22 protein-coding genes and 1 pseudogene are annotated in these 23,411 nt (G+C 72.0%); 5 read left to right on the top strand and 18 right to left on the bottom strand.

Annotated elements, in window-relative coordinates; all coding sequences use genetic code 11:
• Window positions 1-35: 35 nt before the first annotated feature.
• Window positions 36-1,319, bottom strand: a complete 1,284-nt coding sequence (locus ACIQHQ_RS35975; protein ID WP_402620571.1) for an adenylosuccinate synthase — start codon at window positions 1,317-1,319, stop codon at window positions 36-38.
• Between the two features lie 186 nt (window positions 1,320-1,505).
• On the opposite strand from ACIQHQ_RS35975, the gene ACIQHQ_RS35970 reads away from it, so the two are divergent.
• Window positions 1,506-2,387 (top strand): diacylglycerol kinase family protein, encoded by an 882-nt coding sequence (locus ACIQHQ_RS35970; RefSeq protein WP_402620568.1) that lies wholly within the window; start codon window positions 1,506-1,508, stop codon window positions 2,385-2,387.
• 1 nt (window position 2,388) lies between these two features.
• Here the strand turns inward: ACIQHQ_RS35970 and ACIQHQ_RS35965 are convergent, their stop codons facing one another.
• Window positions 2,389-2,895, bottom strand: coding sequence for a GbsR/MarR family transcriptional regulator (locus ACIQHQ_RS35965; RefSeq protein WP_402620565.1), 507 nt, complete (start codon window positions 2,893-2,895; stop codon window positions 2,389-2,391).
• A gap of 74 nt (window positions 2,896-2,969) precedes the next feature.
• Here ACIQHQ_RS35965 and ACIQHQ_RS35960 point away from each other — a divergent pair, with 74 nt between their 5' ends.
• Window positions 2,970-3,872 (top strand): ATP-binding cassette domain-containing protein, encoded by a 903-nt coding sequence (locus ACIQHQ_RS35960; RefSeq protein WP_402620562.1) that lies wholly within the window; start codon window positions 2,970-2,972, stop codon window positions 3,870-3,872.
• An 89-nt stretch (window positions 3,873-3,961) separates the two neighbouring features.
• Entirely contained in the window at window positions 3,962-5,470 is a 1,509-nt protein-coding gene (locus tag ACIQHQ_RS35955; protein ID WP_402620680.1) for an ABC transporter permease, read from the top strand.
• A gap of 79 nt (window positions 5,471-5,549) precedes the next feature.
• Here ACIQHQ_RS35955 and ACIQHQ_RS35950 read toward each other — a convergent pair whose 3' ends face one another.
• From ACIQHQ_RS35950 to ACIQHQ_RS35905, 10 genes are all read right to left on the bottom strand, one after another.
• Complete coding sequence (locus ACIQHQ_RS35950) at window positions 5,550-6,770, bottom strand: cytochrome P450 (protein ID WP_402620559.1); 1,221 nt, start codon at window positions 6,768-6,770, stop codon at window positions 5,550-5,552.
• Window positions 6,771-6,823: 53 nt separating this feature from the next.
• Window positions 6,824-7,489 carry a response regulator gene (locus ACIQHQ_RS35945; RefSeq protein WP_402620556.1) on the bottom strand — a complete coding sequence of 222 codons (666 nt, stop codon included), beginning with the start codon at window positions 7,487-7,489 and terminating at the stop codon, window positions 6,824-6,826.
• Complete coding sequence (locus ACIQHQ_RS35940; RefSeq protein WP_402620553.1) at window positions 7,486-8,835, bottom strand: sensor histidine kinase; 1,350 nt, start codon at window positions 8,833-8,835, stop codon at window positions 7,486-7,488. Before ACIQHQ_RS35940 ends, ACIQHQ_RS35945 begins: the two co-directional genes overlap by 4 nt.
• Window positions 8,836-8,944: 109 nt before the next feature.
• Window positions 8,945-9,628 (bottom strand): response regulator, encoded by a 684-nt coding sequence (locus ACIQHQ_RS35935; RefSeq protein ID WP_402620550.1) that lies wholly within the window; start codon window positions 9,626-9,628, stop codon window positions 8,945-8,947.
• Window positions 9,625-11,001, bottom strand: coding sequence for a sensor histidine kinase (locus ACIQHQ_RS35930; RefSeq protein WP_402620548.1), 1,377 nt, complete (start codon window positions 10,999-11,001; stop codon window positions 9,625-9,627). The genes ACIQHQ_RS35935 and ACIQHQ_RS35930 overlap by 4 nt, the downstream gene beginning before the upstream one ends.
• Window positions 10,994-12,202 carry an acyltransferase gene (locus tag ACIQHQ_RS35925; protein WP_402620545.1) on the bottom strand — a complete coding sequence of 403 codons (1,209 nt, stop codon included), beginning with the start codon at window positions 12,200-12,202 and terminating at the stop codon, window positions 10,994-10,996. Before ACIQHQ_RS35925 ends, ACIQHQ_RS35930 begins: the two co-directional genes overlap by 8 nt.
• A complete protein-coding gene (locus ACIQHQ_RS35920) occupies window positions 12,195-13,196 on the bottom strand; it encodes an alpha/beta hydrolase (protein WP_402620542.1) in 1,002 nt (333 codons plus the stop codon). Before ACIQHQ_RS35920 ends, ACIQHQ_RS35925 begins: the two co-directional genes overlap by 8 nt.
• A 197-nt stretch (window positions 13,197-13,393) precedes the next feature.
• On the bottom strand, window positions 13,394-14,257 hold the full coding sequence (locus tag ACIQHQ_RS35915) for an alpha/beta hydrolase (RefSeq protein WP_402620539.1): 864 nt from the start codon (window positions 14,255-14,257) through the stop codon (window positions 13,394-13,396).
• A gap of 169 nt (window positions 14,258-14,426) precedes the next feature.
• Window positions 14,427-15,611 (bottom strand): kynureninase, encoded by a 1,185-nt coding sequence (gene kynU / locus ACIQHQ_RS35910; RefSeq protein WP_402620536.1) that lies wholly within the window; start codon window positions 15,609-15,611, stop codon window positions 14,427-14,429.
• A complete protein-coding gene (locus ACIQHQ_RS35905) occupies window positions 15,604-16,434 on the bottom strand; it encodes a tryptophan 2,3-dioxygenase family protein (RefSeq protein WP_402620533.1) in 831 nt (276 codons plus the stop codon). Before ACIQHQ_RS35905 ends, kynU begins: the two co-directional genes overlap by 8 nt.
• A gap of 171 nt (window positions 16,435-16,605) precedes the next feature.
• On the opposite strand from ACIQHQ_RS35905, the pseudogene ACIQHQ_RS35900 reads away from it, so the two are divergent.
• Window positions 16,606-16,817 (top strand): annotated as a pseudogene (locus ACIQHQ_RS35900) (IS481 family transposase); the annotation flags it as partial.
• A gap of 243 nt (window positions 16,818-17,060) precedes the next feature.
• Here the strand turns inward: ACIQHQ_RS35900 and ACIQHQ_RS35895 are convergent.
• The 5 genes from ACIQHQ_RS35895 to ACIQHQ_RS35875 all read right to left on the bottom strand — a co-directional run bounded on the left by ACIQHQ_RS35895 (window position 17,061) and on the right by ACIQHQ_RS35875 (window position 21,795).
• A complete protein-coding gene (locus tag ACIQHQ_RS35895; protein ID WP_402620531.1) occupies window positions 17,061-18,677 on the bottom strand; it encodes a glycosyltransferase in 1,617 nt (538 codons plus the stop codon).
• A gap of 91 nt (window positions 18,678-18,768) precedes the next feature.
• Complete coding sequence (locus ACIQHQ_RS35890) at window positions 18,769-19,611, bottom strand: hypothetical protein (RefSeq protein ID WP_402620529.1); 843 nt, start codon at window positions 19,609-19,611, stop codon at window positions 18,769-18,771.
• A gap of 11 nt (window positions 19,612-19,622) precedes the next feature.
• Window positions 19,623-20,597, bottom strand: coding sequence for a hypothetical protein (locus tag ACIQHQ_RS35885; RefSeq protein WP_402620526.1), 975 nt, complete (start codon window positions 20,595-20,597; stop codon window positions 19,623-19,625).
• Complete coding sequence (locus ACIQHQ_RS35880; RefSeq protein WP_402620521.1) at window positions 20,594-21,355, bottom strand: ABC transporter ATP-binding protein; 762 nt, start codon at window positions 21,353-21,355, stop codon at window positions 20,594-20,596. Before ACIQHQ_RS35880 ends, ACIQHQ_RS35885 begins: the two co-directional genes overlap by 4 nt.
• A gap of 17 nt (window positions 21,356-21,372) precedes the next feature.
• Entirely contained in the window at window positions 21,373-21,795 is a 423-nt protein-coding gene (locus ACIQHQ_RS35875) for a hypothetical protein (protein ID WP_402620519.1), read from the bottom strand.
• A 603-nt stretch (window positions 21,796-22,398) separates the two neighbouring features.
• On the opposite strand from ACIQHQ_RS35875, the gene ACIQHQ_RS35870 reads away from it, so the two are divergent.
• The gene (locus tag ACIQHQ_RS35870; protein ID WP_402620516.1) at window positions 22,399-22,818 is read left to right on the top strand and encodes a DUF3151 domain-containing protein; all 420 of its coding nucleotides are present in this window, start codon (window positions 22,399-22,401) and stop codon (window positions 22,816-22,818) included.
• Here the strand turns inward: ACIQHQ_RS35870 and ACIQHQ_RS35865 are convergent.
• A complete protein-coding gene (locus ACIQHQ_RS35865; RefSeq protein WP_402620678.1) occupies window positions 22,775-23,227 on the bottom strand; it encodes a DUF3151 family protein in 453 nt (150 codons plus the stop codon). The two genes, ACIQHQ_RS35870 and ACIQHQ_RS35865, sit on opposite strands and share 44 nt — an antisense overlap.
• Between the last annotated feature and the right edge of the window lie 184 nt (window positions 23,228-23,411).

Here is a 23,411-nt window from a genome sequence, read left to right as displayed (position 1 = left end):
GCGCACGGGGGGCGGCCTGCGGACGCGGAAGCGGATCAGATGAACGAGTTGATCTCGATCGTCTCGTCCCGGCCCGGGCCCACGCCGATCGCGGAGATCGGGGCGCCGGACATCTCCTCCAGCGCCTTCACGTACGCCTGGGCGTTCTTCGGCAGGTCACCGAAGGTCTTCGCCTTGGAGATGTCCTCGTTCCACCCGGGGAGCATCTCGTAGACCGGCTTGGCGTGGTGGAAGTCGGTCTGGGAGTACGGGAGCTCCTCGACGCGCTTGCCGTCGATCTCGTACGCCACGCAGACCGGGATCTGCTCCCAGCCGGTGAGGACGTCGAGCTTGGTGAGGAAGAAGTCGGTCAGGCCGTTCACGCGGGTCGCGTAGCGGGCGATGACCGCGTCGAACCAGCCGCAGCGGCGGTCACGGCCGGTGGTGACACCGCGCTCACCGCCGATGCGGCGCAGCGCCTCGCCGTCCTCGTCGAACAGCTCGGTCGGGAACGGACCGGCCCCGACCCGGGTCGTGTACGCCTTGAGGATGCCGATGACCCGGCTGATCTTCGTCGGGCCGACACCGGCTCCGGTGCAGGCGCCGCCCGCGGTCGGGTTCGACGAGGTGACGAAGGGGTACGTGCCGTGGTCGATGTCGAGGAGCGTGCCCTGGCCGCCCTCGAACAGCACGACCTTGTCCTCCTCCAGCGCCTGGTTGAGGACCAGGACGGTGTCGGCGACGTACGGCGCGAGCTTGTCGGCGTAGTCCAGCAGCTCCTCGACCACCTGGTCCACGGCGATCGCGCGCCGGTTGTAGAGCTTGGTGAGGATCTGGTTCTTGACGTCGAGGGCCGCCTCGACCTTCTGCGTGAGGATCGACTCGTCGTACAGGTCCTGCACGCGGATGCCGACGCGGTTGATCTTGTCGGCGTAGGTCGGGCCGATGCCGCGCCCGGTCGTGCCGATCTTCCGCTTGCCGAGGAAGCGCTCGGTCACCTTGTCCACCGTCACGTTGTACGGCGTGATGATGTGCGCGTTTCCGCTGATGAGGAGCTTGGACGTGTCGACGCCACGCTCGTTCAGACCGCTCAGCTCGGAGAGCAGGACCGACGGGTCGACGACGACGCCGTTACCGATGACCGGCGTGCAGCCGGGAGACAGGATTCCGGAAGGGAGGAGGTGCAGTGCGTACTTCTGGTCACCCACGACCACCGTGTGGCCGGCGTTGTTGCCGCCCTGGTAGCGCACTACATAATCCACTGAACCACCGAGCAGGTCGGTGGCCTTTCCCTTGCCTTCGTCACCCCACTGAGCACCGAGCAGCACAAGTGCGGGCACGCGCGTACACCCCTTCCGGGCGGGGCATGTCCATGGTCGAGGGCGTACGCGGAGGATCAGCTGTCGCGTGCACCGCGACCGCCGTTGGCCGCCAACCGTCGGACCGGATGCCCCGGAATAGACGAAGCCCCTGGCGCAATAGCGCAAGGGGCTCTTGCACAAAGATGCTACCCGAGGAAGCGAGGCATGGCCGAGGTGGCGACTTCCGCGACGTCCGAGCAGCTGCTGGTGGTGGTCGACCCGGTCGCCCGCCGGTCGGACGGAGAGTCCGTCAGGATCGCGAAAGACGTGCTCGGCGCGGGTGCCGGCATGAAGCTGTGCCTGCCGGACGGACCCGAGGAATTCGCCCGGGCGCTGGCCCGGCGGGGCTCCCGGCGTCCGGTGGTGGTCGGCGACGACCGGGCCCTGATCCGTGCGGTGACGCTGCTGCACCGCCGCCGGGAGCTGGCCGGATGCGCGCTGTCGGTGGTGCCGGTCGGCGGTGCTCAGTCCCTGGCCCGGTCGCTGGGGGTGCCGACGGGGACGGTGGCGGCGGCGCGGGCGGTGCTCGACGGGGTCGAGCGGCGGATGGACCTGATGGTCGACGACAGTGACGGGGTGGTGCTCGGCGCGCTGCGGATACCGCCGTTGTCGCCCTCCCCGGCCGGGACCGGCCCGCAGGCCGCGCCGGATGCCGGTCACGCGCCGGGCCACCCGTGGCTGCGGACCTGCCACTTGCTGGTCCGGACCCTGGTGCCGGCGGGCCGCCCGTCCCGGCTCGCCGCCGCGCCGGAGCCGGGGCCCTCGCGGCTGCGGGTCGAGGTGGACGGCGAGACCCTCGTCGACCTGAACCAGCCGGTGGAGGCGGTGTCGGTGTCACCGTCCGCGGCGGGCATCGCGTCGGTGGAGGTCAGACCGGTGTCGGTGGGCGCCAAGGCCTCACCGCTGCTGGCGCAGGGCCGGACGGTGACGGTGTCCGGGGCGCACTTCCGCTACCGGGCCGACTCGGTGGTGTCGGGCCCGGTGCGGACCCGGACGTGGGTGGTGCGGGAGGGGGCGTGGGGGCTGACGGTGCCGTCCGGGCAGTGAGTCAGCGCTCGGCGTCCGGTCCGAACGTCCTGGCCCGGTGCACGCGCCAGCGTTCCATCAGCTCGGCGATCCCGCCCTCGAGGAACTCGAAGAACGCGAGGGTCTCCGTCAGGCGGCGGCCGGCCGGAGTGTCGGAGCCGAGGCCGGCGACGCCCTCGCGCAGGGCGACCTCCCACCGCTTCAGGACGGCCTCCCGGTTGGTCATGGCCTCGTACCACTGGTTTCCGTGCACCCGGTAGCGCTCCCGGCGCGAGCCCGGTTCCCGCTCACGCGAGACCATGTGCGTCTGGGCCAGGTAGCGCACCGCCCCGGAGACCGCCGCGGGGCTGATCCGCAGCCGCTCCCCCAGCTCGGCGGAGGTCATGGAGCCCTCGTCACAGGACAGGAGCGCGGCGAAGACCCGGGCGGGCATCCGCGGCATTCCCGCCTCGACGAGCTGCGCCGCGAAGGACTCCACGAACCTCGACACGGCCTCCGTATCGCGGCCGCTCGGGGCTGATTCCGTCATGGAACTCATCCTAACCGCGCTTCACATTCTTCTTTATCTTCACAAATTTCTGAAGTAAGCGTACCTTCTGAAGCATGACGAAGGCCATCACCGTCTCCGGACTGCACAAGTCCTTCGGACGGACCCGCGCTCTCGACGGGCTCGACCTGGAGGTCGCCGCCGGCGAGGTCCACGGCTTCCTCGGCCCCAACGGCGCCGGGAAGTCCACCGCCATCCGGGTCCTGCTCGGCCTGCTGCGCGCCGACTCGGGCGCCGCACAGGTGCTCGGCAGCGACCCGTGGACGGACGCGGTGGAGATACACCGCCGGATCGCCTACGTCCCCGGGGACGTGACGCTGTGGCGCAACCTCTCCGGCGGTGAGGTCATCGACCTCTACGGCCGGCTGCGCGGGGGGCTCGACGCGCGGCGCCGCGCGGAGCTGGTCGAGCGCTTCGAACTAGACCCCACGAAGAAGGGCCGCACCTACTCCAAGGGCAACCGGCAGAAGGTCGCCCTGGTCGCCGCGTTCGCCTCGGACGTCGACCTGCTGATCCTGGACGAGCCGACCTCGGGCCTGGACCCGCTGATGGAGGAGGTCTTCCAGGCCTGCGTCGAGGAGGAGCGCGACCGGGGCCGTACGGTCCTGCTCTCCTCCCACATCCTCAGCGAGGTCGAGGAGCTGTGCGACCGGGTGAGCATCATCCGCAAGGGCCGCACCGTCGAGAGCGGGTCGCTCGCCGACCTGCGCCACCTCACCCGCACCAGCGTCGTCGCAGAGCTGGCGGGCCCGCCCGACGGCCTGGCGGAGCTGCCCGGCGTGCACGACCTCGACGTGCGGGGGCGCCGCGTCCGGCTCCAGGTCGACACCGACCGGCTGGACGGCGTCCTGCGGTCGCTGAGCGAGTCGGGCGTCCGGTCGCTGACGTCGACACCGCCGACCCTGGAGGAGCTGTTCCTGCGGCACTACCAGGCGGACAGCCCGGGGGATGCCCGGTGACGACGACCTTCGCCGCGAGGCCCGGCGGTTCACGGCACCTGGCGGGCACGGGCACGTTGTTGCGGTTCGCGCTGCGCCGCGACCGGCTGATGGTCCCGGTGTGGATCGCGGTGAACGCGCTGATGGTCCTCTCCATGCCGGGCACGCTGGAAGGTCTCTACGGCACTCCCGCCGAACGCGCGGACCTGATCCGCCAGGTGGAGTCCAACTCCTCGCTGCGCGCGATGATCGGCCCGGTCTTCGGCGACTCGCTGGGCGCCCTGACGGCCTGGCGGGCCGGCGTCTACGCCGGTGTCCTGGCGGCCGTGATGAGCCTGCTGGTCGTCGTACGGCACACCCGGGACGAGGAGGAGAGCGGCCGTCAGGAGCTGGTGGCGTCCGGGACGGTGGGCCGCCGTGCCCCCCTGACGGCGGCCCTGCTGGCCGCCGCGGTCGCGAACGGGGTGCTGGCGCTGCTGCTGACGGCCGGGCTGGCCGGCCAGGGCGGCACCGGGGCCCTGGCCCTCGGGCTCGGGATCGCCGGGACCGGGATGGTCTTCGCCACGATGGCCGCGATCGTCGCGCAACTGACGCAGAGCGCCCGGCTGGCGCGGGGCCTGACGGCGGCGGTGCTCGGGTCCGCGTTCGTCCTGCGCGCGGCGGGCGACTCGGCGACGGACGACGGTTCGTCCCTCCTCACCTGGCTCTCACCGCTGGGCTGGCTCGAGAACCTGCGGCCGTACGCCTCCGAGCGCTGGTGGGTGCCGGCGCTGCCCGCCGGGGCGGTGGTCCTCCAGGGCGCGGTGGCCTATGCGCTGGCCGGCCGCCGGGACCTCGGCATGAGCTTCCTGCCGACCCGGCCGGGCCCCGCCTCCGGCCGTCTGGGCGGCCCCGGGGCCCTGGCCTGGCGGTTGCAGCGGGGCGGCGTGCTGGGCTGGAGCGTCGGCTTCTTCCTGGCCGGGGTCGTCTACGGCGGCATGACCGAGGGTGCGGCCGACCTGGTGGGCGACAACGAGAACGCCCGGAGGATCTTCGAGCGGATGGGCGGGCACTCCGGCCTGACGGACGCGTTCCTGGCGTCGATGACCGGCATGCTCGGCCTGGTCGCGGCGCTGTACATCGTGGCATCGGTGCTGCGTCTGCACGGCGAGGAGACGTCATCGCGCGCGGAACCGGTCCTGGCGAACGCGGTCGGCCGCCTGCGCTGGGCCGCCGGGCATCTGGTGATCGCCTTCGGCGGTGCCGCCCTGATCATGCTCCTGGCGGGACTGGGTCTGGCCGTCGGCTACGGCAAGGAGACCGGCCCGGTCCTGGCCGCGTGCCTGGTGCAGCTTCCGGCGGTGTGGGTGATCGGCGGGCTGACGGTGCTGCTGTACGGGGTCCTGCCCCGGGCGGCCCCGGCGGCGTGGGGCATCGCCGGGGCGGTGCTCCTGATCGGCTGGGTCGGGCCCGCGCTGGACGTGCCGCAGGCGGTGCTGGAGGTCTCCCCGTTCGGGCACCTGCCGAAGCTGCCGGGCGGCTCCATGCACTGGGGGCCGGTGCTGGTGCTGACCGGGCTGGCGGTGGCGCTGATGGCCGGCGGACTGGCGGGGTTGCGGCGGCGGGACATGACGACGTGACCGGTCGACGTGCCGCTGGTGGGGGTGCCTGCCTTCGCAGACAGGCACCGGCGCGCTTGGCAGTCCTCACCGATCGGGATCACCCCACCTCGACGGTCAGCCCCTCCAACCCCCTGATCACGAAGTTCGGCTTCCTCTCGGGCTCGGTGGCGAGCCGGAGCGTCGGGGCCCTTTCCAGCAGCGCCCCCATCGACGCCGCCAGCTCGATACGGGCCAGGGGGGCGCCGATGCAGTAGTGGATGCCGGCGCTGAAGGAGATGTGGGGGTTGTCCGCCCGGGTCAGGTCGAGGGCGGAGGGGTTCGGGAACACCGCGTCGTCGTGGTTGGCGGAGCCGAAGAGCATGGCGATCTCCGCGCCCCTCGGGATCGTCGTACCGGCGATCTCGATGTCGTCCAGGACCCAGCGTTCGAACAGCTGGAGCGGGGTGTCGTAGCGCATCAGCTCCTCGATCGCGGAGGGGACGAGCGTGTGATCCGCGCGCAGCAGTGCGAGCTGGGAGGGGTTGCGGAACAGGGCGTACCAGCCGTTGACCGTGGCGTTCACCGTGGCCTCGTGGCCGGCGTTGAGCAGCAGGACACAGGTGGAGATCATCTCCTGCTCGGTGAGGCGGTCGCCCTCGTCGTGGGCCTCGATGAGACCCGAGACGAGGTCCTCGCCCGGCTCCTTGCGGCGGGCCGCGATCAGCTCGCGCAGGTAGTCGGAGAACTCGACCGACGCCCGGACCGCTCTCGCCGCCGTCTCCTCGGACGGGTTCAGCTCGTACATCCCGCAGATGTCCGCCGACCAGGGGCGCAGCGGGGCCCGGTCGGACTCCGCAATGCCCAGCATCTCGGCGATCACCGCGACCGGGAGCGGCTCGGCCACGTCCTTCAGCAGGTCGCCGCCGCCCGCCGCGACCAGGTCCGACACCAGCTCGTCGGCCAGCCCCCGCACGTACGGCTTCAGCCGCTCCACCGTGCGCGGTGTGAACGCCTTCGACACCAGGCGGCGGATCCGGGTGTGGTCCGGCGGCTCCAGGTCGAGCATCCCGTGGTCGTTGAGCGTGTGGAACGGCTCGTGCTCCGGCGGGGGCGCGGCGCGGCCGAACTCCTCGTGCGTGAACCGGTGCTGGTACGTCCGGCCGAGGCGCCGGTCGCGCAGCAGTGCCGAGACGTCCGCGTGGTGCGGGACGAGCCACTGGTTCGTGGGCTCGAAGTAGTGCACGCGGCCCCGGGCACGCAGCTCGGCGTAAGCGGGGTACGGGTCGGTGAGGAACGCCGGGTCCCACGGGTCGAACCCGAGGTCGGAAACAGCTGCCATGAACGGACGCTAGCCCGGCATCCCCCACTCTGACCAGAGGTGGCGCCCGCCCGTCACCCGGGCGTCACCAGCCGCGCCTCGTACGCGAACACCGCCGCCTGCGTCCGGTCCCTGAGGCCCAGCTTCACCAGGATCCGGCTGACATGGGTCTTGATCGTCGACTCGGCGACCACCAGCCGCACCGCGATCTCCGAGTTCGACAGGCCCTGCGCGATGAGGACCAGCACCTCCGTCTCCCGGTCGGTGAGATCCCCGTACGCCGCCTGCGCGGACGGCATCAGGCGCGGGGTCGCGGAGAGCTTGGAGAACTCGGTGATCAACCGCCTGGTCACCGACGGGGCCAGCAGCGCCTCCCCGGACGCCACCACCCTCACCCCGTCGGCGAGCTGACGGGCCGAGGCGTCCTTGAGGAGGAAGCCGGAGGCGCCGGCGCGCAGCGCCTGGTACACGTACTCGTCGAGGTCGAAGGTGGTGAGCACCAGCACCTTCGCCGCGCCGTCTGCGGCGACGATCTCGCGGGTCGCCTCGATGCCGTTCAGCTCGGGCATGCGGATGTCCATCAGCACCACGTCCGGGGCGAGCTCGCGGACCTTGGCGACGGCCTCCCTGCCGTTCACCGCCTCGCCGACGACCTCGATGTCCGGCATCGCGTTCAGCAGGACCGAGAAACCCTCGCGCACCATCATCTGGTCGTCCGCGATCAGGACGCGAATGGTCATGCGTCACCCTCGTCCGGCAGGGCGACCGGCAGGAACACCGCCACCTCGTAGCCTCCGTCGTCCGTCCGGCCGGCCGTCATCTCGCCGTTCAGCATCGACACCCGCTCCCTCATGCCGGTGATGCCGTGTCCGGCGCCGGGCGAGGGCTTGATCAGACTCGGGATGGGCGGCGGGCCGTTGACTACGCGCAGGCCCAGGCCGCCGAGAACGTACGCGATCTCGACGCGGGCCGTCGCGCCCGGCGCGTGCCGCAGGGTGTTGCTCAGCGCCTCCTGCACGATGCGGTACGCCGACAGCTCCACGCCCTGCGGCAGTTCCCGCACCGCTCCGGTCACCGCCTTGTCCACCGTCAGCCCGGCCTCCCGCACGTTGGCCAGCAGCCCCTCCAGGTCGGCGAGCGTGGGCTGCGGGGCGTCCGGGGCCTCGTAGTCCTCGGCGCGGACGACCCCCAGCACGCGGCGCAGTTCGGTCAGGGCCGCCACCGCGTTCTCCCGGATCGTGGCGAACGCCTTCTCCAGCTCCGGCGGCGGATTGTCCACCCGGTAGGGAGCGGCCTCCGCCTGGATGGCGACCACCGACATGTGGTGCGCGACGACGTCGTGCAGTTCGCGGGCGATGGTGGTGCGCTCCTCCAGCAGCGTGCGGCGGGAGCGCTCGTGCGCGGTGACCGTCTGCTGGGCGGTGACCTCCTGCTCGGCGTGGCGCCGGATGTGCCAGACGGTGACGCAGAGCAGGATCATGGCCGAGAAGACCAGCATGGGGGCGGAGTTGGTGCCGTACGTGTAGGTCGGGCCGATGCCGCTGTCCGCGAGGACGGCGTACAGCAGCGTCAGCACCCACATCCACCCCGCCGTGCGGGGCCTGGTGCGTATCGCCACGACCGTCAGCACGGTGAGATGGCAGGCGAAGCTGCCGGCCGACCACGGCCACTCGCCCCAGCTGCTGCCGACCACGCCGGTGATCGGGGCGGCGGCCATGGACAGCCAGAACGCCCCCACCGGCCGGATCATGGTCATCAGTACGGGGAGAACGGTCAGCGGCACCATCAGCACCAGCGGGCCGTCGTTGTCGACGCCGGCGAGCATCAGGGTGAACAGGGCCGCCAGAGCGATCGCCCCGTGCGGCGTCCACCGGGCGTACTCCCGTAGCCGCGCGGGCAGCCGCCGGATGATCCGCCCGTCCGTGCTCCTGCGGGGCAGCGGCCGATAGGCGAAGGCGTCGCGGAAGAGGTCCTCCCGCAGCCCGCGCAGGGAGTCCACGGCCACCCGGTACTCCGGGCTGCGCGGCTTGGCCCCGCCCGCCCCGTCCCCCGGCGGCGTGGTCTGTATGTGAGTCGTCTCGGTCACGTACAGAACGGTAGGGGTCCCCCGGGGTCGCGGTCGTCCCCAGTGAGAGGGGTCATAGGACATCCCTCTCAGGTACTACGGGGGTGGCCAGGGAGGATCGGCACCGCCCTCAGTACCCCGACGGCCGCACCAGCCCCGACTCGTAGGCGAACACCGCGGCCTGTGTCCGGTCCCTGAGGCCCAGCTTCACCAGGATCCGGCCGACGTGGGTCTTCACCGTCTGCTCGGCCACGAACAGGTGCCGGGCGATCTCCACGTTCGACAGGCCCTGCGCGATCAGCGCGAGCACCTCCGTCTCCCGCTCGGTCAGGTCACCGACGCGCTCCTTGAGCGGGACGCGGGGCCTGCCGTCGAGCCGGGAGAACTCGGCGATCAGCTTGCGGGTGATGACCGGGGCGAGCAGCGCTTCCCCGGCCGCTACCACCCGGACCGCTTCGGCGAGCTGCTCCGACGACGCGTCCTTCAGCAGGAACCCGGAAGCTCCGGCACGCAGCGCGTCGTACACGTACTCGTCGAGGTCGAAGGTGGTGAGCACCAGCACTCTGATGTCCGGGTACGCGGCCGTGATGCGCTCGGTCGCCTCGATGCCGCCGACGCCGGGCATGCGGATGTCCATGAGGACGACGTCAGGAGTCGTCTCGGCGGTTCTCACCTGGGCCTCCGCGCCGTCCCGCGCCTCGCCGACGACCTCCATGTCGGGCTGGGTGCCGAGCAGCACGGTGAAGCCCTGCCGGACCATCGCCTGGTCGTCGACGATGAGAACCCGGATGGGGTTGCCGGTGCCGCTCGTCATGAAGTCCCTCCGCGGGGGGCCGTGGGGTGGTCGGTGCCGGGGGGCCCGGCGGGCGGGGTGTCGGGGAGGAAGGCGGTGACCTTGAAGCCGTCCCAGTGCCACGGGTGCGCGGTCATGGTGCCACCGAGCATCGCGACCCGCTCCCGCATACCGAGCAGCCCGTGCCCCGCCCCCGTCGACGGGGGCGGGGGCGCGGTCGGGCGGCCGTTGACGATCTCCACTTCCAGGCCGTCCGGCTCGTAGGTGAGACGGACCGTGATGCTCGCGCCGGGTGCGTGCCGCAGGGCGTTGCTCAGCGCCTCCTGCACGATCCGGTACGCCGACAGCTCCACGCCGGGCGGCAGCTGCCGCCGCTCGCCGTTGATGTCGGTGACGACCTCGCGGCCGGCGGCCCGGGTGTTCTCCACCAGCGCGTCGAGCCGGTCGAGCGTGGGCTGCGGGGCGTGCGGCGTGCTCTCGTCGCCCGCGTCGGCGAACGGCTGCCCCGGCCCGGGGTGCTCCGAGCGCAGCACGCCCAGCACACGGCGCAGTTCGGTCAGTGCCTCCACCGCGTTCTGCCGGATGCCCGCGAGGTTCTCCCTGAGCTCGTCGGGCGGGTTCTCGACGAGGTGCGGGGCGACCTGCGCCTGGATGGAGATGACCGACATGTGGTGGGCCACCACGTCGTGCAGCTCCCGCGCGATGCGGCTGCGCTCCTCCAGCAGGGTGCGCCGGGTGCGTTCCTCGGCGGTGAGCGTGGTCTGCTCGACGAGTTCCGCGCGGGCCTCGCGGCGGCCCCTGAGCGCGCTTCCGAGTATCACGACGACGGTGAACAGGCAGACCGCCACCAAGCCGGTCGTGTCATAGTGCCGCGCTCCCCACAGGCCCTCCATGCCGTAGGTGAGCAGCGCGGTCACGACCAGGGCCGCCATCGCCGCGCGGGTGGGCACCCGCAGCGCGAGCAGCAGCAGCACGGCCATCTGGGCGATGATGCCGGCCGCGGTCCAGGGCCAGGTGTACGTGTCCAGGTCCCACTCCAGCCGGCCGTGCAGCACGGCGGCGCCCAGGACGAAGGCCGCCAGGGACAGCCACCACGCCGGAACCGGCCGCCACATCCCCAGGACCACGGCACCGGCCTGCCCGCCGGCGACCAGGAGGGCGAGCCCGACGTTCAGGTGGCCGTTGGCCTGTATGTCGCCCATGCCGGTGATCATGAGGGCGAAGGCGACCAGCCACAGCAGCCCGTGCGGCAGCCAGCGCAGCCAGGTGGAGGGCGGCAACGGGGCCGCCCGGACGGTCCACAGGTCCTCGCGCACGCCCCGCAGCCAGCCCGTGCCGCGCGCTCGCAGCGCGCGGCCCACCCCCGTGTCCGTCACGCGGCCCAGCCTAGACATGCCGCGCCTTCGCCGCTGCGCCCTTCTCGGGCGGACGGTGCGCCCGCACCACCCGCGACCCGCTGTCCCGGCCGCCGCCTCGCTCGAAGGGACTGAAGGCGGCCCAGCAGACCGCGAGGGCGAGCGCGAACACGGGCAGCCACAGGACCCGGGCCCCGACCCAGCCGAGTCCGTCGGGCACCGTGTGCAGGCCGGGCAGCCGGCCCGCGAGGAGGCCGGTGGCGGTCGTGGCCATCAGGGCCGTCTGGTGCCAGAGGAAGACGGTCATCGCGGAGAGGTTGACGAGCGCCACCGCCGCCCACGCCACGGGCGCGCGCAAGGCGTGCCGCAGCCGCTCGCGCAGCAGCAGGGCGAGGCCGCACTGGGCCAGGCCGAAGGTGACGACGGCCAGGGTCGGCGGGTCCAGGTTGGACATGCCCTCGCCCGGGACGCCGACCATCGACGCCGGATACCCCGCCCACGCGATGAGCGCCGCGGTCGCCGCCGCCCCGCTACCGAGCAGGACCCAGCCCGCGCGGGGGCGCTCCAGCTCGCCGCGGGTCCAGGCCGCGCCCAGCGTGTACGGCACCATCCAGCCGGCGGCCGCGTTCACCCAGCCCAGCCAGGCGGGACCGCCGAGGCCGAAACGCAACAGGTCCACGTGCAGGACGACGGCCAGCGGCCAGAGCGGGTTGAGCCGGGTGAGCAGCGGGGTCGCCGCCGTCAGCCCCGCGAACACCACCAGGAACCACAGTGGGGACAGGGCCAGCTTCACCAGGGTGCGCACCGTGCCGAACTCGGCGCCCGACAGCAGCAGGGCGAGCGCCGCGGCCGTCCACAGGGTGAGGACGGCCGCGACCGGCTTGAACAACCGGGTGAGTCGGCCTGTCAGCCACCGGTGGTAGGGGACGCCACGGGCCCGGGCCGAGGCGTGGCCGCGGGTGGCGACATGACCGCCGACCAGGAAGAACACGGCGAGGGTCTGGAACATCCAGGAGACGGGCGTCAGCCAGGGCAGGTGCTGCAGGGGGCTCGCCGTGCGCAGCGTGCGGCCGTCGGAGACCAGGGCCGTGACCAGCCAGTGCCCGAGGACGACACCGAGGACGGCGGCGGCCCGCAGGGCGTCCACGGCCCGGTCGCGGCCGGGCGGGGTGGCCGTGGCGATGCGGTCGGCACCGCGATGCGCGATCCCCCGGACACCTCGAGGGCCGAGGTCAGTCATGGGTCACCGCCTTGGTCTCGCCCAGGACGATCCGGGCCAGGTTGGTCAGGGAGGTCGAAGCGGGGCTGAAGTACGTGCTGTGGCCGGCGGCACCGGCCGCGAAGACCCGGGCGCCGAAGGCCGGGGACACCGGGTCGGTGCCGAAGCCGACGGTGGTGCCGAACAGGTCCGCGCTGAGGTGCGGTACGTGCTCCACCCAGTCGTCGGTGCCCCGGGCCGCCCAGACGCGGGCGCGGGTGTGCAGGTCGACGGCGGTGTCCGCGCCGGTGCCGGGGCTGCCGACGAGCGCGATGTCGTCGACGGCGAGCCCGGCGGCGGAGCGGCCGCAGACGACCGAGCCGTAGGAGTGGCAGAGCAGTGAGATGCGCGCTCCGGCACCGGTGATCGCACGCAGGTCGGCGACCAGCGCGCGCAGTCGCGGGGCGGCCTGCTCCGCCCTGCCGGTCGTCGTGACCGTGGTGCTGACCGTGCCCGGTGTCTCGTAGCCCAGCCAGGCCACGACCGCGGTGCGGGCGCCCGCCGGGGCCTGCCGGGTGAGCTGCCGGTGCAGGGCGTCGGCCGCTGCGTGGAACCGGCCGTAGGTGTCGAGGCTCGTGTCGGAGCCGGGGACCAGGACGGCGACGCGGTCGGCCCGGGCGAGATCGCCGAGGACCTCCGTCACCCGGCCGGAGCCGCGGCCGTCGAAGCGCAGGAGGTGCCGGGCCGGGGCGGCCAGCCGGCGGTCCGTCGCGGCGCGGTCCCGGTCGTGGTGCGCGGCGGCCATGCGGGCCGCCTCGGCGGCATTGGCCCGGTTGGCCGCGTACGCCTCGTCGAGTGTCGACGCGCTGAGCGGCGCGAGGGGTGCTGGGGGCGGTGCGGGGGTCCGCGGCCGTACGGCCGCGGAGAGGGGGAGAACCACCGCACCCGCGATGAGGGCGGCGAGTACGGCGCGGCGCCAGCGGCCGGCGCGGCGTCCACCCCCGTCGCCACGGCGGTACTCCGATGCGGACCTCATGGTCGTCCCCCTCCGGCGCACCCGTCCCTCGGGTCCGCGTGGAAGGGAAGCTACGGAGCGGGACGCCTCGTCCGCGTCCCGCCGGGGAACTCACCTGCGGCGTAGCTCTCAGGTACTACGGGTATGACCGGGCACCCCTCCTACGGGTCCGCCGATGACGTCGCCGGGGACCGCCGGGAAGCCGCGCGGCGCTCCGCTCACCAGGCCAGTTGCGCGATCTCCTCCAGCACCACCGCGCACGCGTCCGCCGCCGGGTCGATGAGCGGGAAGTGCCCCACGTCCTCCAGCAGCGTGACCCCCACCATCTCCCCGGCCTTCGCCGCCGCTTCCGCGTACGACTCGGCGACCGCCTGCGGCACGTCGAGATCCGCGCGGCCCTGGACGAGGGTGGTGGCGATGCCGGTGGGCAGCAGCAGCGCCGGGTCCGCGTACGACTGCCGCTCGGCGAAGTGCTCGTCCCCGCCGAGCAGTTGGCGCGCGGCACCGCCGCACACGTCCAGCTTGTCGGCGATCGCGAGATCCGCGATCGGGGCGAGGGCGACGACGCCGCGCAACGTCACCGGACTGCCGCTGCGCCAGGGCGAGTCGGCCGGCAGGACGTGCCGGGCGGCACCCCACAGCGCGAGATGCCCGCCCGCCGAGTGACCGGTGAGGACCGTACGGCGCGGGTCGGCCTGCGGCAGCACCTCCCGGACCAGCGCCGGGAGGGCGTCCAGCGCCGCGGCCACGTCGTCGAAGGTGTCGGGCCAGCGGCCCGCGGCGAAGTCGTCGCCGCCACCGCGCCGGTACTCGACGCTGGCCACGGCGAACCCGCGGCGGGCGAGGAAGTCCGCGAAGGGGCTGAGGTGACGCCGGTCGTGCGGGGCCCGCCAGGCACCGCCGTGCAGCACGACGACGACCGGGGCCGGTCCGGGGCCGCCCTCCCGGCGCGGTGCGAAGAAGTCGATCACCTGGTCGGGGTGGTCGCCGTAGGCCGCGGTGGCGTCGGGGTCGACGGGCGCGTGGGAGAAGGCCGACTTCTCCTCGGCAGCGGCCCGTGCTGCTGCGACGTCGTCCGTCATGCTTCACCTTCCAGCGATGAACCGTACGCGGCCGACCAGTTGGGGGTCAGCCGTTGGCCGGACGGTACCAGGCGCGTGACGTGCGGGGACACGCGGTTGTCACGCTCGGTGAGGTCCGGACGGGGGCGGCGGGGCCGGGACACCACAGGGGCGGCCCGGCCCCCGCCGCTCAGGCCAGCGTCCGCGCCAGCACCCGTGCCGCCCGCTCCACGTCCGCGAATCCGACGTACAGCGGTGTGAAGCCGAAGCGCAGCACGTCCGGCGCCCTGAAGTCACCGACCACACCCTGCTCGATCAGCCGCTTCATGACGTCACCGGCGTCGGGGCAGCGCAGGGCGATCTGGCTGCCCCGCTCCTCGTGCGGCACCGGCGTCAGGCACTCGACCCGGCCCTCGGGCACATGAGCCGCCACGCACTCCAGGAAGAAGTCCGTCAGCGCGAGGGACTTGGCCCGCACGGCCTCCACCGACACCCCCTCCCAAACCTCCAGGGCCGCCTCCAGGGCGAGCATCGAGAGGATGTCGGGCGTGCCGACCCGGCCGCGCAGGGCGCCGGGGGCCGGCTCGTAGCCGGTCCGCATGCCGAACGGCTCGGCGTGCGAGTTCCAGCCGGGCAGCGGCGATGCGAAGCGGTCCTGCAGCTCGGCGCGCACATACAGGTACGCCGGTGAACCGGGGCCGCCGTTCAGGTACTTGTAGGTGCATCCGACCGCGAGGTCCACGCCGTGTTCGTCGAGCCCGACCGGCAGCGCGCCCGCGCTGTGGCACAGGTCCCAGACGGCGATCGCCCCGGCCTCGTGCACGGCGGCCGTCAGTCCCGGCAGGTCGTGCAGCCGGCCGGTGCGGTAGTCGACGTGGTTGAGCAGGACTGCGGCGGTCCTGTCGCCCAGCGCGCCCGGCACGTCCGCCGGTGCCACGGGCCGCAGGGTGCAGCCGGTCATACGGGCGGCGGACTCGGCGATGTACCCGTCGGTGGGGAAGGTCGTCGCGTCGACGAGGAGCTCGTCACGGCCGTCCCCGGCCATCCGCACCGCGCCGACCAGTGCCTTGAAGACGTTGACACTTGTCGAGTCGCCCACCACGACCTGGCCGGGCGCCGACCCGACCAGCGGGGCGATCCGGTCACCGATCCGCTCGGGCGCCGTCCACCAGCCGCTCTCCTCCCACGACCGGATGCGCAGTTCGCCCCACTGGCGGCGTACGACGTCCTCGACCCGGCCGGGCACGACGGCGGGCAGCGCGCCCAGCGAGTTGCCGTCCAGGTACACCGTGCCGTCGAGGACGAACTCGGCGCGCTTGGCGGCCAGTTCGTCGACGGCGTCCAGCTTCTCCGCGCGCACGGTCAGCTCAGACATAGGACCGCGCCGTCCACAGCTCGGGAAAGACGTTCTTCTGCGCGCGCTTCTCCAGCCAGGCCACCCCGGCGGAACCGCCGGTGCCGGTCTTGGCGCCCATGGCGCGGCGGGTGGCGACCAGGTGGTCGTTGCGCCAGCGCCACACCAGTTCCGCGACATCGCTCAGCGCCTCGCCCAGCCGGGCGACCTCGTCGCTCTCGTCGCCCGAGTAGACGGCCGTCCAGGCCGCCTCCACCTCCGGGGACGGCTCGTAGCGCTTCGAGACGTCGCGCCCCAGCACGGCCTCCGGGATGTCGTACCCGCGCCGCGCGAGCAGCCGCACGACCTCGTCGTACAGGCTCGGCTCGTGCAGCGCCTTCTCCAGCTCGGCGTGCACGCGCGGGGCGCCCCGGTGCGGGACGAGCATCGACGCGGACTTGTCGCCGAGCAGGAACTCCATGCGCCGGTACATCGCCGACTGGAAGCCGGAGCCCTCGCCGAGGGCGCTGCGGTACGAGTTGAACTGGGCCGGTGTGAGCTGGGCGAGCGGCCTCCAGGAGTGGTTGAGCGCCTCCAGTTCGCGTACGGACCTCTTGAGCGCGGCGGTCGCGGTGGGGATGTCGTCACCCCTGAGCGCGCGTGCCGCCGTCTCCCATTCGTGGACGATGACGGTGAACCACAGCTCCATCACCTGGGTCGTCACCAGGAAGACCATCTCTCCGGGATCGTCGGAGAGGGTGTGCTGGAGGTGCGTGAGCACGTCCGCCTTGACGTAGTCCTCGTACGGCGTCGTGCCGTGGAAGTCGAGATGCGGGGTCTCGGGCTCGTGAGCCTCGTGGGACATCGCTGTCTCCTGCGTATTACTCCGGGTAGCGGTCCGCCCCTGCCGAATCCGACACGGGGGCCCCGGTCCCCAGGGGCATCTTCCGCAATGGTCCCCCGAAACCGCAAGGCCCGCCTTTCGTGGACGGGCCTCGCGTGCACGGAGCGTGTTCCCAGCCCAGGACCTGCGCCGCGCAAGCCGGGCCCGGCCCGTATCGGTCCGTTCCTGGGCCTGCCCGCCTCGACGGTCCACCGGGTCCTGGTACGGCACGGCCTGAACCGCCTGGCCTTCCTGGACCGGCCCACCGGACAGGTCATCCGCCGCTGCGAACCCGACCGGCCCGGCGAGCTGATCCACGTGGACGTGACTCGGCCGCATCCCCGACGGTGGAGGCCGGCGGACGCACGACCGGGCCGCCTGCCCCGACCGCCGCCGCACCACCGGCTTCGGCTGCATCCACCGCGCCGTCGACGACCACACCCGCCTGGCCTACGACGAGATCCACAGCGACGACAAGGTCACTGCCACACCGCACTCGGAGGAGAGCCACCCATCACCCGCGTGAACAACGCTTCAGGTCGATACACCTGGGACCCGGGCGGCCTCCGGGCGCATCATGGCCGCGGCAGGGAGCCGGATGGCTGTCGTCAGCGCAGCGTGATGACGGTGGCCGCGCCGAGTGAACCCTGGGTCGGGATCCTGCGGACACGGGTCTCTCGGTCACCGATCAGCTGCTTCAGGCCCGCCGTTCCCGGTTGCAGCCGACCCCGCTCGAACAGCAGCAGGCTGACTTCGGTGTTCTCAGGCACGTCCATCCGCCGGAACTGGGCGTAGGTGACGGCATCGCACCCCGAGTACCAGCCGACTTCCGGCTCGTAGCCGGTCACCAGCAGGCACGGTCCGGATGAGGAGAGCTGCCGGGCGACGGGCACGGTCGACTTGCTCAGTCGGTCGGGGCCCGGCATCGCGCCGTGTGCGACGACCTGGGATGTACCCAGCACTGTGACGGCGGCGAGCGCGGCAACCGCGGCGAGTACGGGTGCGGCCCACCGTCCGGCCGATTCGGCAACGGACTGGACACCGAGCACGGTGAGCAGGACGACGGACAGGTAGACGAAGCGCGGTTCGCCGTCGGTGGCGATGCCAAGAATGACGAAGACGAGCAGGGCCGTCGTCCCCAGGAACACCTGTCGGCGTTCGACCATCCGCAGCGCCTGCCCGTCCGGGCGGCGGCTGCGCAGAAGTCGTCGTACGGCGGTCACAGTGGTGAAGACTCCGGCGGCCATGACGACCGCGCCCAGGTCTCCGGCCAGTCGGTACGGAAAGATCGCCAGGTAGTAGAGGAGCCCGTCACCCACGAAGAGGCGATTGGCCTGCTTGGTGGCCGAGAAGATGAGGCCGAGCGGCCCGCCCGTGGCCTTCGTGGCATACAAAAAATGCGGAATCAGGCCGACGAGAAGGACGATGGCGGCGACGGCGAGAGGACGGCCCCGTGCGGCCCAGGCCCGTGGGCCGTAAGCGAGCAGTGCCGCGAGACCGACCGCGACGAGGTTCCCCACCACCCCGTACCGCAGGTAGAAGGCGGCCAGTACGACGAAGGGCACAGCCAGCAGCGCGCGCGAGCCCGGCTTCTCCTGAGCGCGGACGAGCAGGAAGACGACCAGGAGAAGGAGCCCGGTGCTGCCTATGTCATTGAGGAACTCCGGTACCCGGCGCAGGAAACCGAGTCCGCTGAGAACGACGAGCATCGCCACGACGGCCCGCCGAGGTGTCGTCCAGGCGGCCGCGACCAGGTACGTGGTCATGAGCGTGAACAGTGCCAGGACCAGGGCCACGACGCGCAGAGCGCCCGCGTCGTCGTGCAGGGCGAGAGCCAGGGTGCCGAGCGCGGGAAGGCCGACCGGTCGATACGTACCCCAGCCGGCGTCGGGGGTCCCGTCCAGCCAGGACCGGGCCTTGTTGGCGTAGACGGCCTCCTCGTGGCCGAGGTGTGGCTCGTAGTCCTGCAGTACGGCCCACACGCCGGCGGCCAGGGCCAGCACACCGAGGACGAGCACCCGCACAGGGACGCGTCGTAGCCTGTCCACGCCGTGGAGCCAGGCAGACGTGACGTGTGCCTGGCTCCACCAGGGGCGGGCCAGCAACCACGCCGGGGCCGCGACCAGCAGGTACGGCCACGGCTGCCATCCGGGCAGCCAGTCACCGAAGCCGGCGATCAGCAGCACTTGCTGGAGGCAGGCCAACGCCGTGAAGACGACCGCCACGACAAGAGCGACCGGGCGAGGGGAAGCCCCCCGCGAACGTATGCACACCTGGGACTGACTCATTTCCATGCCGACGTGACGCCCCGGACTCTCACGCGCGGGGCGACAGGGACCTCTCCGTACGCAGGGACAGCCACGCCACCAGCAGCAGGAAGCCGGCCAGGGCGGAGAGTACGGTCAGTGCTGTACCGGCGTTCGGGGACCCTGGCGCGGAGCTCCACCAGTAGAGACTCCACTGCGCGCCCTCGGGCAGCTTCATCCAGGCGGCGATCCAGTAATGCGGCACCCAGACGCGGAAGTCCGTGGTCACGAGCGGCAACGTGACCACGAGCGGACCCGCTCCCAGGACGGCGGCGGCGATCACGGCCCGCGCCACGGCGGCCCCGCACGCGGTGAGCGTCGCGAAGAACGACAGCACGAGCAGCGCCCTGGCGCAGGTCGTCAGTGCCTCGTTCCAGCCCGGAACAGCCGTCGGCATGTCCACGGGCTGCGATCCGCCGGGGGGCTCTACGGAGTGAGTCACCCGGAAGGCGGCCCAGAGCGCCACCGCGGTCACCACCATGCTGAGCATCGCGAAGAACAGCACGACCACGATCTTGCGTACCACCAGCAGCCAGACGCGCCCCTGGTAGAGACGCACAAGCGGCCATGTCCCGCTTTCCAGGCCCTCGGCCAGCACCACCGCGCACAGCATCGCGACGAACAGCAACCCGAGCAGGGAGGAGTGGTGCCATGCGGCCGCCTGGAGCGCCCCGGCCGGAGTGGCCAGCGCGGTGATGCTCGCGTCCAGGCCGTTCGGTCCGTGCTGGACGCCGTCGAGGTACGAGAAGACCGCACGCACCGCGGCGGCAACGGCAAGCAGGACGGTCAGTACGGCCGCCGGTTGGGCCGCCAGTCGTACTTCCGCCCGCAGTGGGGCGATGATCCCTCTCATGGTTCCGCCCCTCAGACCAGATCACGCGGACGGGTGCGCCAGCCCTGCCACAACGCCAGGCAGAGCAGTGCGACCCAGGGCAGTGCCCGCACGGCAGCAGAAGCGGGAGCGGCTGAATCAACCGCCGAGGTCCACAGGTGGTCGTGGACGTTCAGCCCGGGTGAGAGGCCCATTCCGTCGGCCAGGACCGGGCCGGGCAGCCACGACGAGACAGGCATGGTGGCGACAGCCAGGACCAGCACCCCGATGAGGACCGTGCGCAGCGGCATGCGTACGACTGCCGCCAGCCCGACGGCGGCCACGCAGGCCACGCCCAGGACCAGCAGGCCGGTGCCGCCCCGCTGCAGTGTGTAGGCCGAGACCTCGTCCGGCGCGACCATCCGGTGGAGCGGGAAGGCGCGACGCGTGTACATCACAGTCAGGAGCCAGACACCTGCCGACGTTAGCGTGGCCGCCAGCAGGGACCACAGCCAGAGCACGGCGGCCTTGGCGGACAGCAGTCGCCACAGCCGCTGTTCCTGCAGCAGTAGCGGCACCGCTGTACCGCGCGACCACTCGCCGGCGGTGAAGAATGCGGCGAGGACCAGGACCGAGAGCAAGCCGGGTGCGGTGGCGAGCCAGCCGAATGTCCATCCGACGGCACCGAGGGGGTGCTGAGCGAGCCCCATCTGCTCAGCGGTGGCCGTGAATTGGGCCTCGATGTTCTCGTATGCCGCGCGCGTGTTCTCCAGGCCGTCCAGACAGTCCTTGAGGTACGCGTCGGCGGGGGCATCCGGTGGGAGGTTCGCCGCGTCCTCGGCACAATTTTCCGGAGTCAGCTTCGTGAGGCCGGTACGCACGTTCTGCAGGTTGTTGTACGCGACGCGCTGCGCGTTGAGCGTCTGGAGAGTGATGCCGACGGCCAGCAGAAGGAGCATGGCCACGGGGAGCAGGCGGGGCAGTGTGCGGCGCAGTTCGCAGCTGAGCAGACGCAGCCAGGATTTCATTGGACCCCGGCCCCGTTCTCCTGGACGGGGGTGCGGACATCGGTCCGCTGCTGGGCGAAGAACCAGTCTTCCAGGTCCTGCGGTCCGTCGGCCGCGCCGAGACCGAGCTGCTCGACCGTCCCCGAGGCACTCACCAGGCCCTGCGAGATCATGACGATGCTGTCACACAGCCGGGCGATCTCGTCCAGCTGATGGCTGGATATGAGGATGCCCGCGCCGCGGGCGGTCTCTTCGGCGATGATGCCGCGTATCAGGCGCACGCCCGCGGGATCGAGGCCGTTGGTCGGTTCGTCGAGGATCAGCAGGGCGGGTTCCTTCATCAGGGCGGCGGCGATCGCCAGCCGCTGGCGCATTCCCTGCGAGTACGTCCGGACTCGGCGCTTCGCGGCATCCGCCAGGCCGACGCGTTCCAGTGCGCGATCGGCACGGCCGTCATCGGGCAGGCCCGCGGTGTCCAGGAGTACGCGGAGCATGCCGCGTCCCGTCATCCACCGGTAGAAGGCGGGGGCGTCCAGGGCGGCACCGACACGCGCCAGTGTGGGGGGACGCATCGGCAAGGAGTGTCCGAGGACCTGCACCTCACCTGCGGTGGGGGCGACAAGGCCGGTGGCTATACGCATGAGGGTGGTCTTGCCTGCCCCGTTGAGGCCGAGGAGGCCGGTCACTTGACCGGCCTCCACGCTCAGGGACACGCCGTCCAGCACGGTGCGCTTACCGTACGTCTTGACCACACCGCGACAGGAGAGAACGGGTGTCATAAGAGGGTGATTCCTTGTCAGGAGGTGACGCGGTAAACCTTGAGGTTGAGCTCGTCGACCACGCCGCCGGACGGGGTGGAGGCGACCTTCGCGTAGTAGTAGCCGTTGCCCTCGCCCGCGTAGCTCTTGGTGTAGGCGGCGTTGTCACAGGACCAGTCCCGCCAGGCAACCCACTCGTCGAAGCCTGTCACCGACTTCTTGAAGTCGTAGGCGATGCGGCCCCCGTAGCGGGTCACGCACAGGTTCTGGGTGATGTACTGCGTGTTCGTTCCGACCGCGTACCAGTTGGACGTCTCGTCTCCCGACACGGCCGAACGGAGGTAACGGTTGGATGTGCTCCACGTCGCCGCGGAGGCGGTGGTGGCGACTGCGCCGACCGCGAGAGCGGCAAGCAGAGTAGTGACGCCTGCGCGGCGTATGCGGGCAGAGCTGAGGCTCATGAGCGCTCCAGAGTGTGACCCCATCCCCTGACCGGGGAGGGGCGCCAACGATATTCAGCCAACCGGCTGCCGCGTGATCATGAAGCTTGGGCATCGCAAGTGTCAATTGACGTCGGATTCTTCCCAGAAAAGATCCCGATGTGATCGCAATGCGGCACCTATGCCCAGCATATGACGTAGCGTCACCTGCGGTCCCGGCGTGGGCCGGCCTGGACCGCGGAGCGGGAACGGTGCCGGTGATCAGGTGGGTCCCTTCGGTCCGTGAGCACCGGACGAACCAGGACGGACCACGCGGCAAGCACCCTGCCCACCCCCGGCCATCCAGCGACACCTGGCGGCCGACGGGGAGGCGGCGATGGAGGGCGCTGAACGGAACATGGGGTTCATGCCGCGCTGGAGGAGGACGACACGGCAGGAGACGGCCTTGCCGGTGCGGCCGGATGTCACGCCCTCGGCCCAGCTCCGACGACCCCGTCGATCCGCCCGGCCGTCAGAGCCTCCGGCATCCGGCGGAACCCGGGGCGTACCGTCTGCGCTGGTACACGGAGGGATCGTTGTCCTCGCAGACCTCAACGACCTCCCATCCAGTGGCAGACTGCTTCCATGACGACGCACAAGAACCTGCTCGGCGGTCCGGAGCCGACGTACCTGCCGGAGAACGAAGACGCGTACCGCATGCTGGGCGAGGAGTCCCTGGCACCGGCCGAGGTCGCGGCGAAGCATCCGACGTTCTCCCTGGCCTGGGCGATGCTCGCGGACGACGCCTTCGAGGCGGGGCGAGTGGTCGAGTCGTACGCGTACGCCCGGACCGGTTACCACCGCGGTCTGGACGCCCTGCGCCGGGCCGGGTGGAAGGGACATGGCCCCATCCCTTGGGACCACCAGGCCAATCGCGGGTTCCTGCGCTGCCTGGCCGCCCTCGCTCGCGCTGCCGGCGAGATCAGCGAGAAGGACGAGACGGAGCGGTGCTGGCAGTTCCTCAAGGACAGCAGCGCCGAGGCGTACGCCGAGCTGAAGCAGTAGTCACCGCAGCCGAAACGCCCGTGCCGCCGTCGCTCAGACAGCGGCGGCGGCACGGGATACAGAACTGAACGGCTACGTGCAGCCGTGCCCCCTGGCACCGGGTCGTACCCCTCCAGCCGTTGCGGCGCAGCGCGTCCCGACCGCGGGGGTGACCCGTACCGGCGTACGCGTACGCCTCCACGGCCGCGCCGCGCCCGAGCGCGTCGTCGGCGAGCTGCGCCCAGGCGAGCGAGGACGTGGGATGCGCAGCGGCGACCTCGGCGGCACGGCCCCCGACGCGAGCATCTCGCGCCCCCGGGGTCCCCGGGCAGACGGGCCGGGCACGGGCCCCGGCAGAGGTCCGCAACCGGGCCTGCGAGGTACCGACTACGGCACCCTCCTCCGTACCGGTTCCGGCCCCCGGGGTCACCAGGCAGACGGGCCGGGCACGGGCCCCGGCAGAGGTCCGCAACCGGGCCTGCGAGGTACCGACTACGGCACCCTCCTCCGTACCGGCTCCGGCCCCCGGGGTCACCAGGCAGACGGGCCGGGCACGGGCCCCGGCAGAGGTCCGCAACCGGGCCTGCGAGGTACCGACTACGGCACCCTCCTCC

The organism is Streptomyces sp. NPDC092370 (genome assembly GCF_044755265.1).
In the GTDB taxonomy this organism is placed as follows: Bacteria; Actinomycetota; Actinomycetes; order Streptomycetales; family Streptomycetaceae; genus Streptomyces.
This window is presented reverse-complemented; position numbering and strand designations above follow the sequence as displayed.

Coding starts and splice junctions, on each gene's coding strand:
- ACIQHQ_RS35905 (WP_402620533.1), bottom strand. CDS start 16,434: ATGTCCCACGAGGCTCACGAGCCCGAGACCCCGCATCTCGACTTCCAC.
- ACIQHQ_RS35965 (WP_402620565.1), bottom strand. CDS start 2,895: ATGACGGAATCAGCCCCGAGCGGCCGCGATACGGAGGCCGTGTCGAGG.
- ACIQHQ_RS35870 (WP_402620516.1), top strand. CDS start 22,399: ATGACGACGCACAAGAACCTGCTCGGCGGTCCGGAGCCGACGTACCTG.
- ACIQHQ_RS35915 (WP_402620539.1), bottom strand. CDS start 14,257: ATGACGGACGACGTCGCAGCAGCACGGGCCGCTGCCGAGGAGAAGTCG.
- ACIQHQ_RS35875 (WP_402620519.1), bottom strand. CDS start 21,795: ATGAGCCTCAGCTCTGCCCGCATACGCCGCGCAGGCGTCACTACTCTG.
- ACIQHQ_RS35885 (WP_402620526.1), bottom strand. CDS start 20,597: ATGAAATCCTGGCTGCGTCTGCTCAGCTGCGAACTGCGCCGCACACTG.
- ACIQHQ_RS35960 (WP_402620562.1), top strand. CDS start 2,970: ATGACGAAGGCCATCACCGTCTCCGGACTGCACAAGTCCTTCGGACGG.
- ACIQHQ_RS35955 (WP_402620680.1), top strand. CDS start 3,962: ATGGTCCCGGTGTGGATCGCGGTGAACGCGCTGATGGTCCTCTCCATG.
- ACIQHQ_RS35925 (WP_402620545.1), bottom strand. CDS start 12,202: ATGACTGACCTCGGCCCTCGAGGTGTCCGGGGGATCGCGCATCGCGGT.
- ACIQHQ_RS35930 (WP_402620548.1), bottom strand. CDS start 11,001: ATGTCTAGGCTGGGCCGCGTGACGGACACGGGGGTGGGCCGCGCGCTG.
- ACIQHQ_RS35950 (WP_402620559.1), bottom strand. CDS start 6,770: ATGGCAGCTGTTTCCGACCTCGGGTTCGACCCGTGGGACCCGGCGTTC.
- ACIQHQ_RS35880 (WP_402620521.1), bottom strand. CDS start 21,355: ATGACACCCGTTCTCTCCTGTCGCGGTGTGGTCAAGACGTACGGTAAG.
- ACIQHQ_RS35920 (WP_402620542.1), bottom strand. CDS start 13,196: ATGAGGTCCGCATCGGAGTACCGCCGTGGCGACGGGGGTGGACGCCGC.
- kynU (WP_402620536.1), bottom strand. CDS start 15,611: ATGTCTGAGCTGACCGTGCGCGCGGAGAAGCTGGACGCCGTCGACGAA.
- ACIQHQ_RS35970 (WP_402620568.1), top strand. CDS start 1,506: ATGGCCGAGGTGGCGACTTCCGCGACGTCCGAGCAGCTGCTGGTGGTG.
- ACIQHQ_RS35935 (WP_402620550.1), bottom strand. CDS start 9,628: ATGACGAGCGGCACCGGCAACCCCATCCGGGTTCTCATCGTCGACGAC.
- ACIQHQ_RS35945 (WP_402620556.1), bottom strand. CDS start 7,489: ATGACCATTCGCGTCCTGATCGCGGACGACCAGATGATGGTGCGCGAG.
- ACIQHQ_RS35890 (WP_402620529.1), bottom strand. CDS start 19,611: ATGAGAGGGATCATCGCCCCACTGCGGGCGGAAGTACGACTGGCGGCC.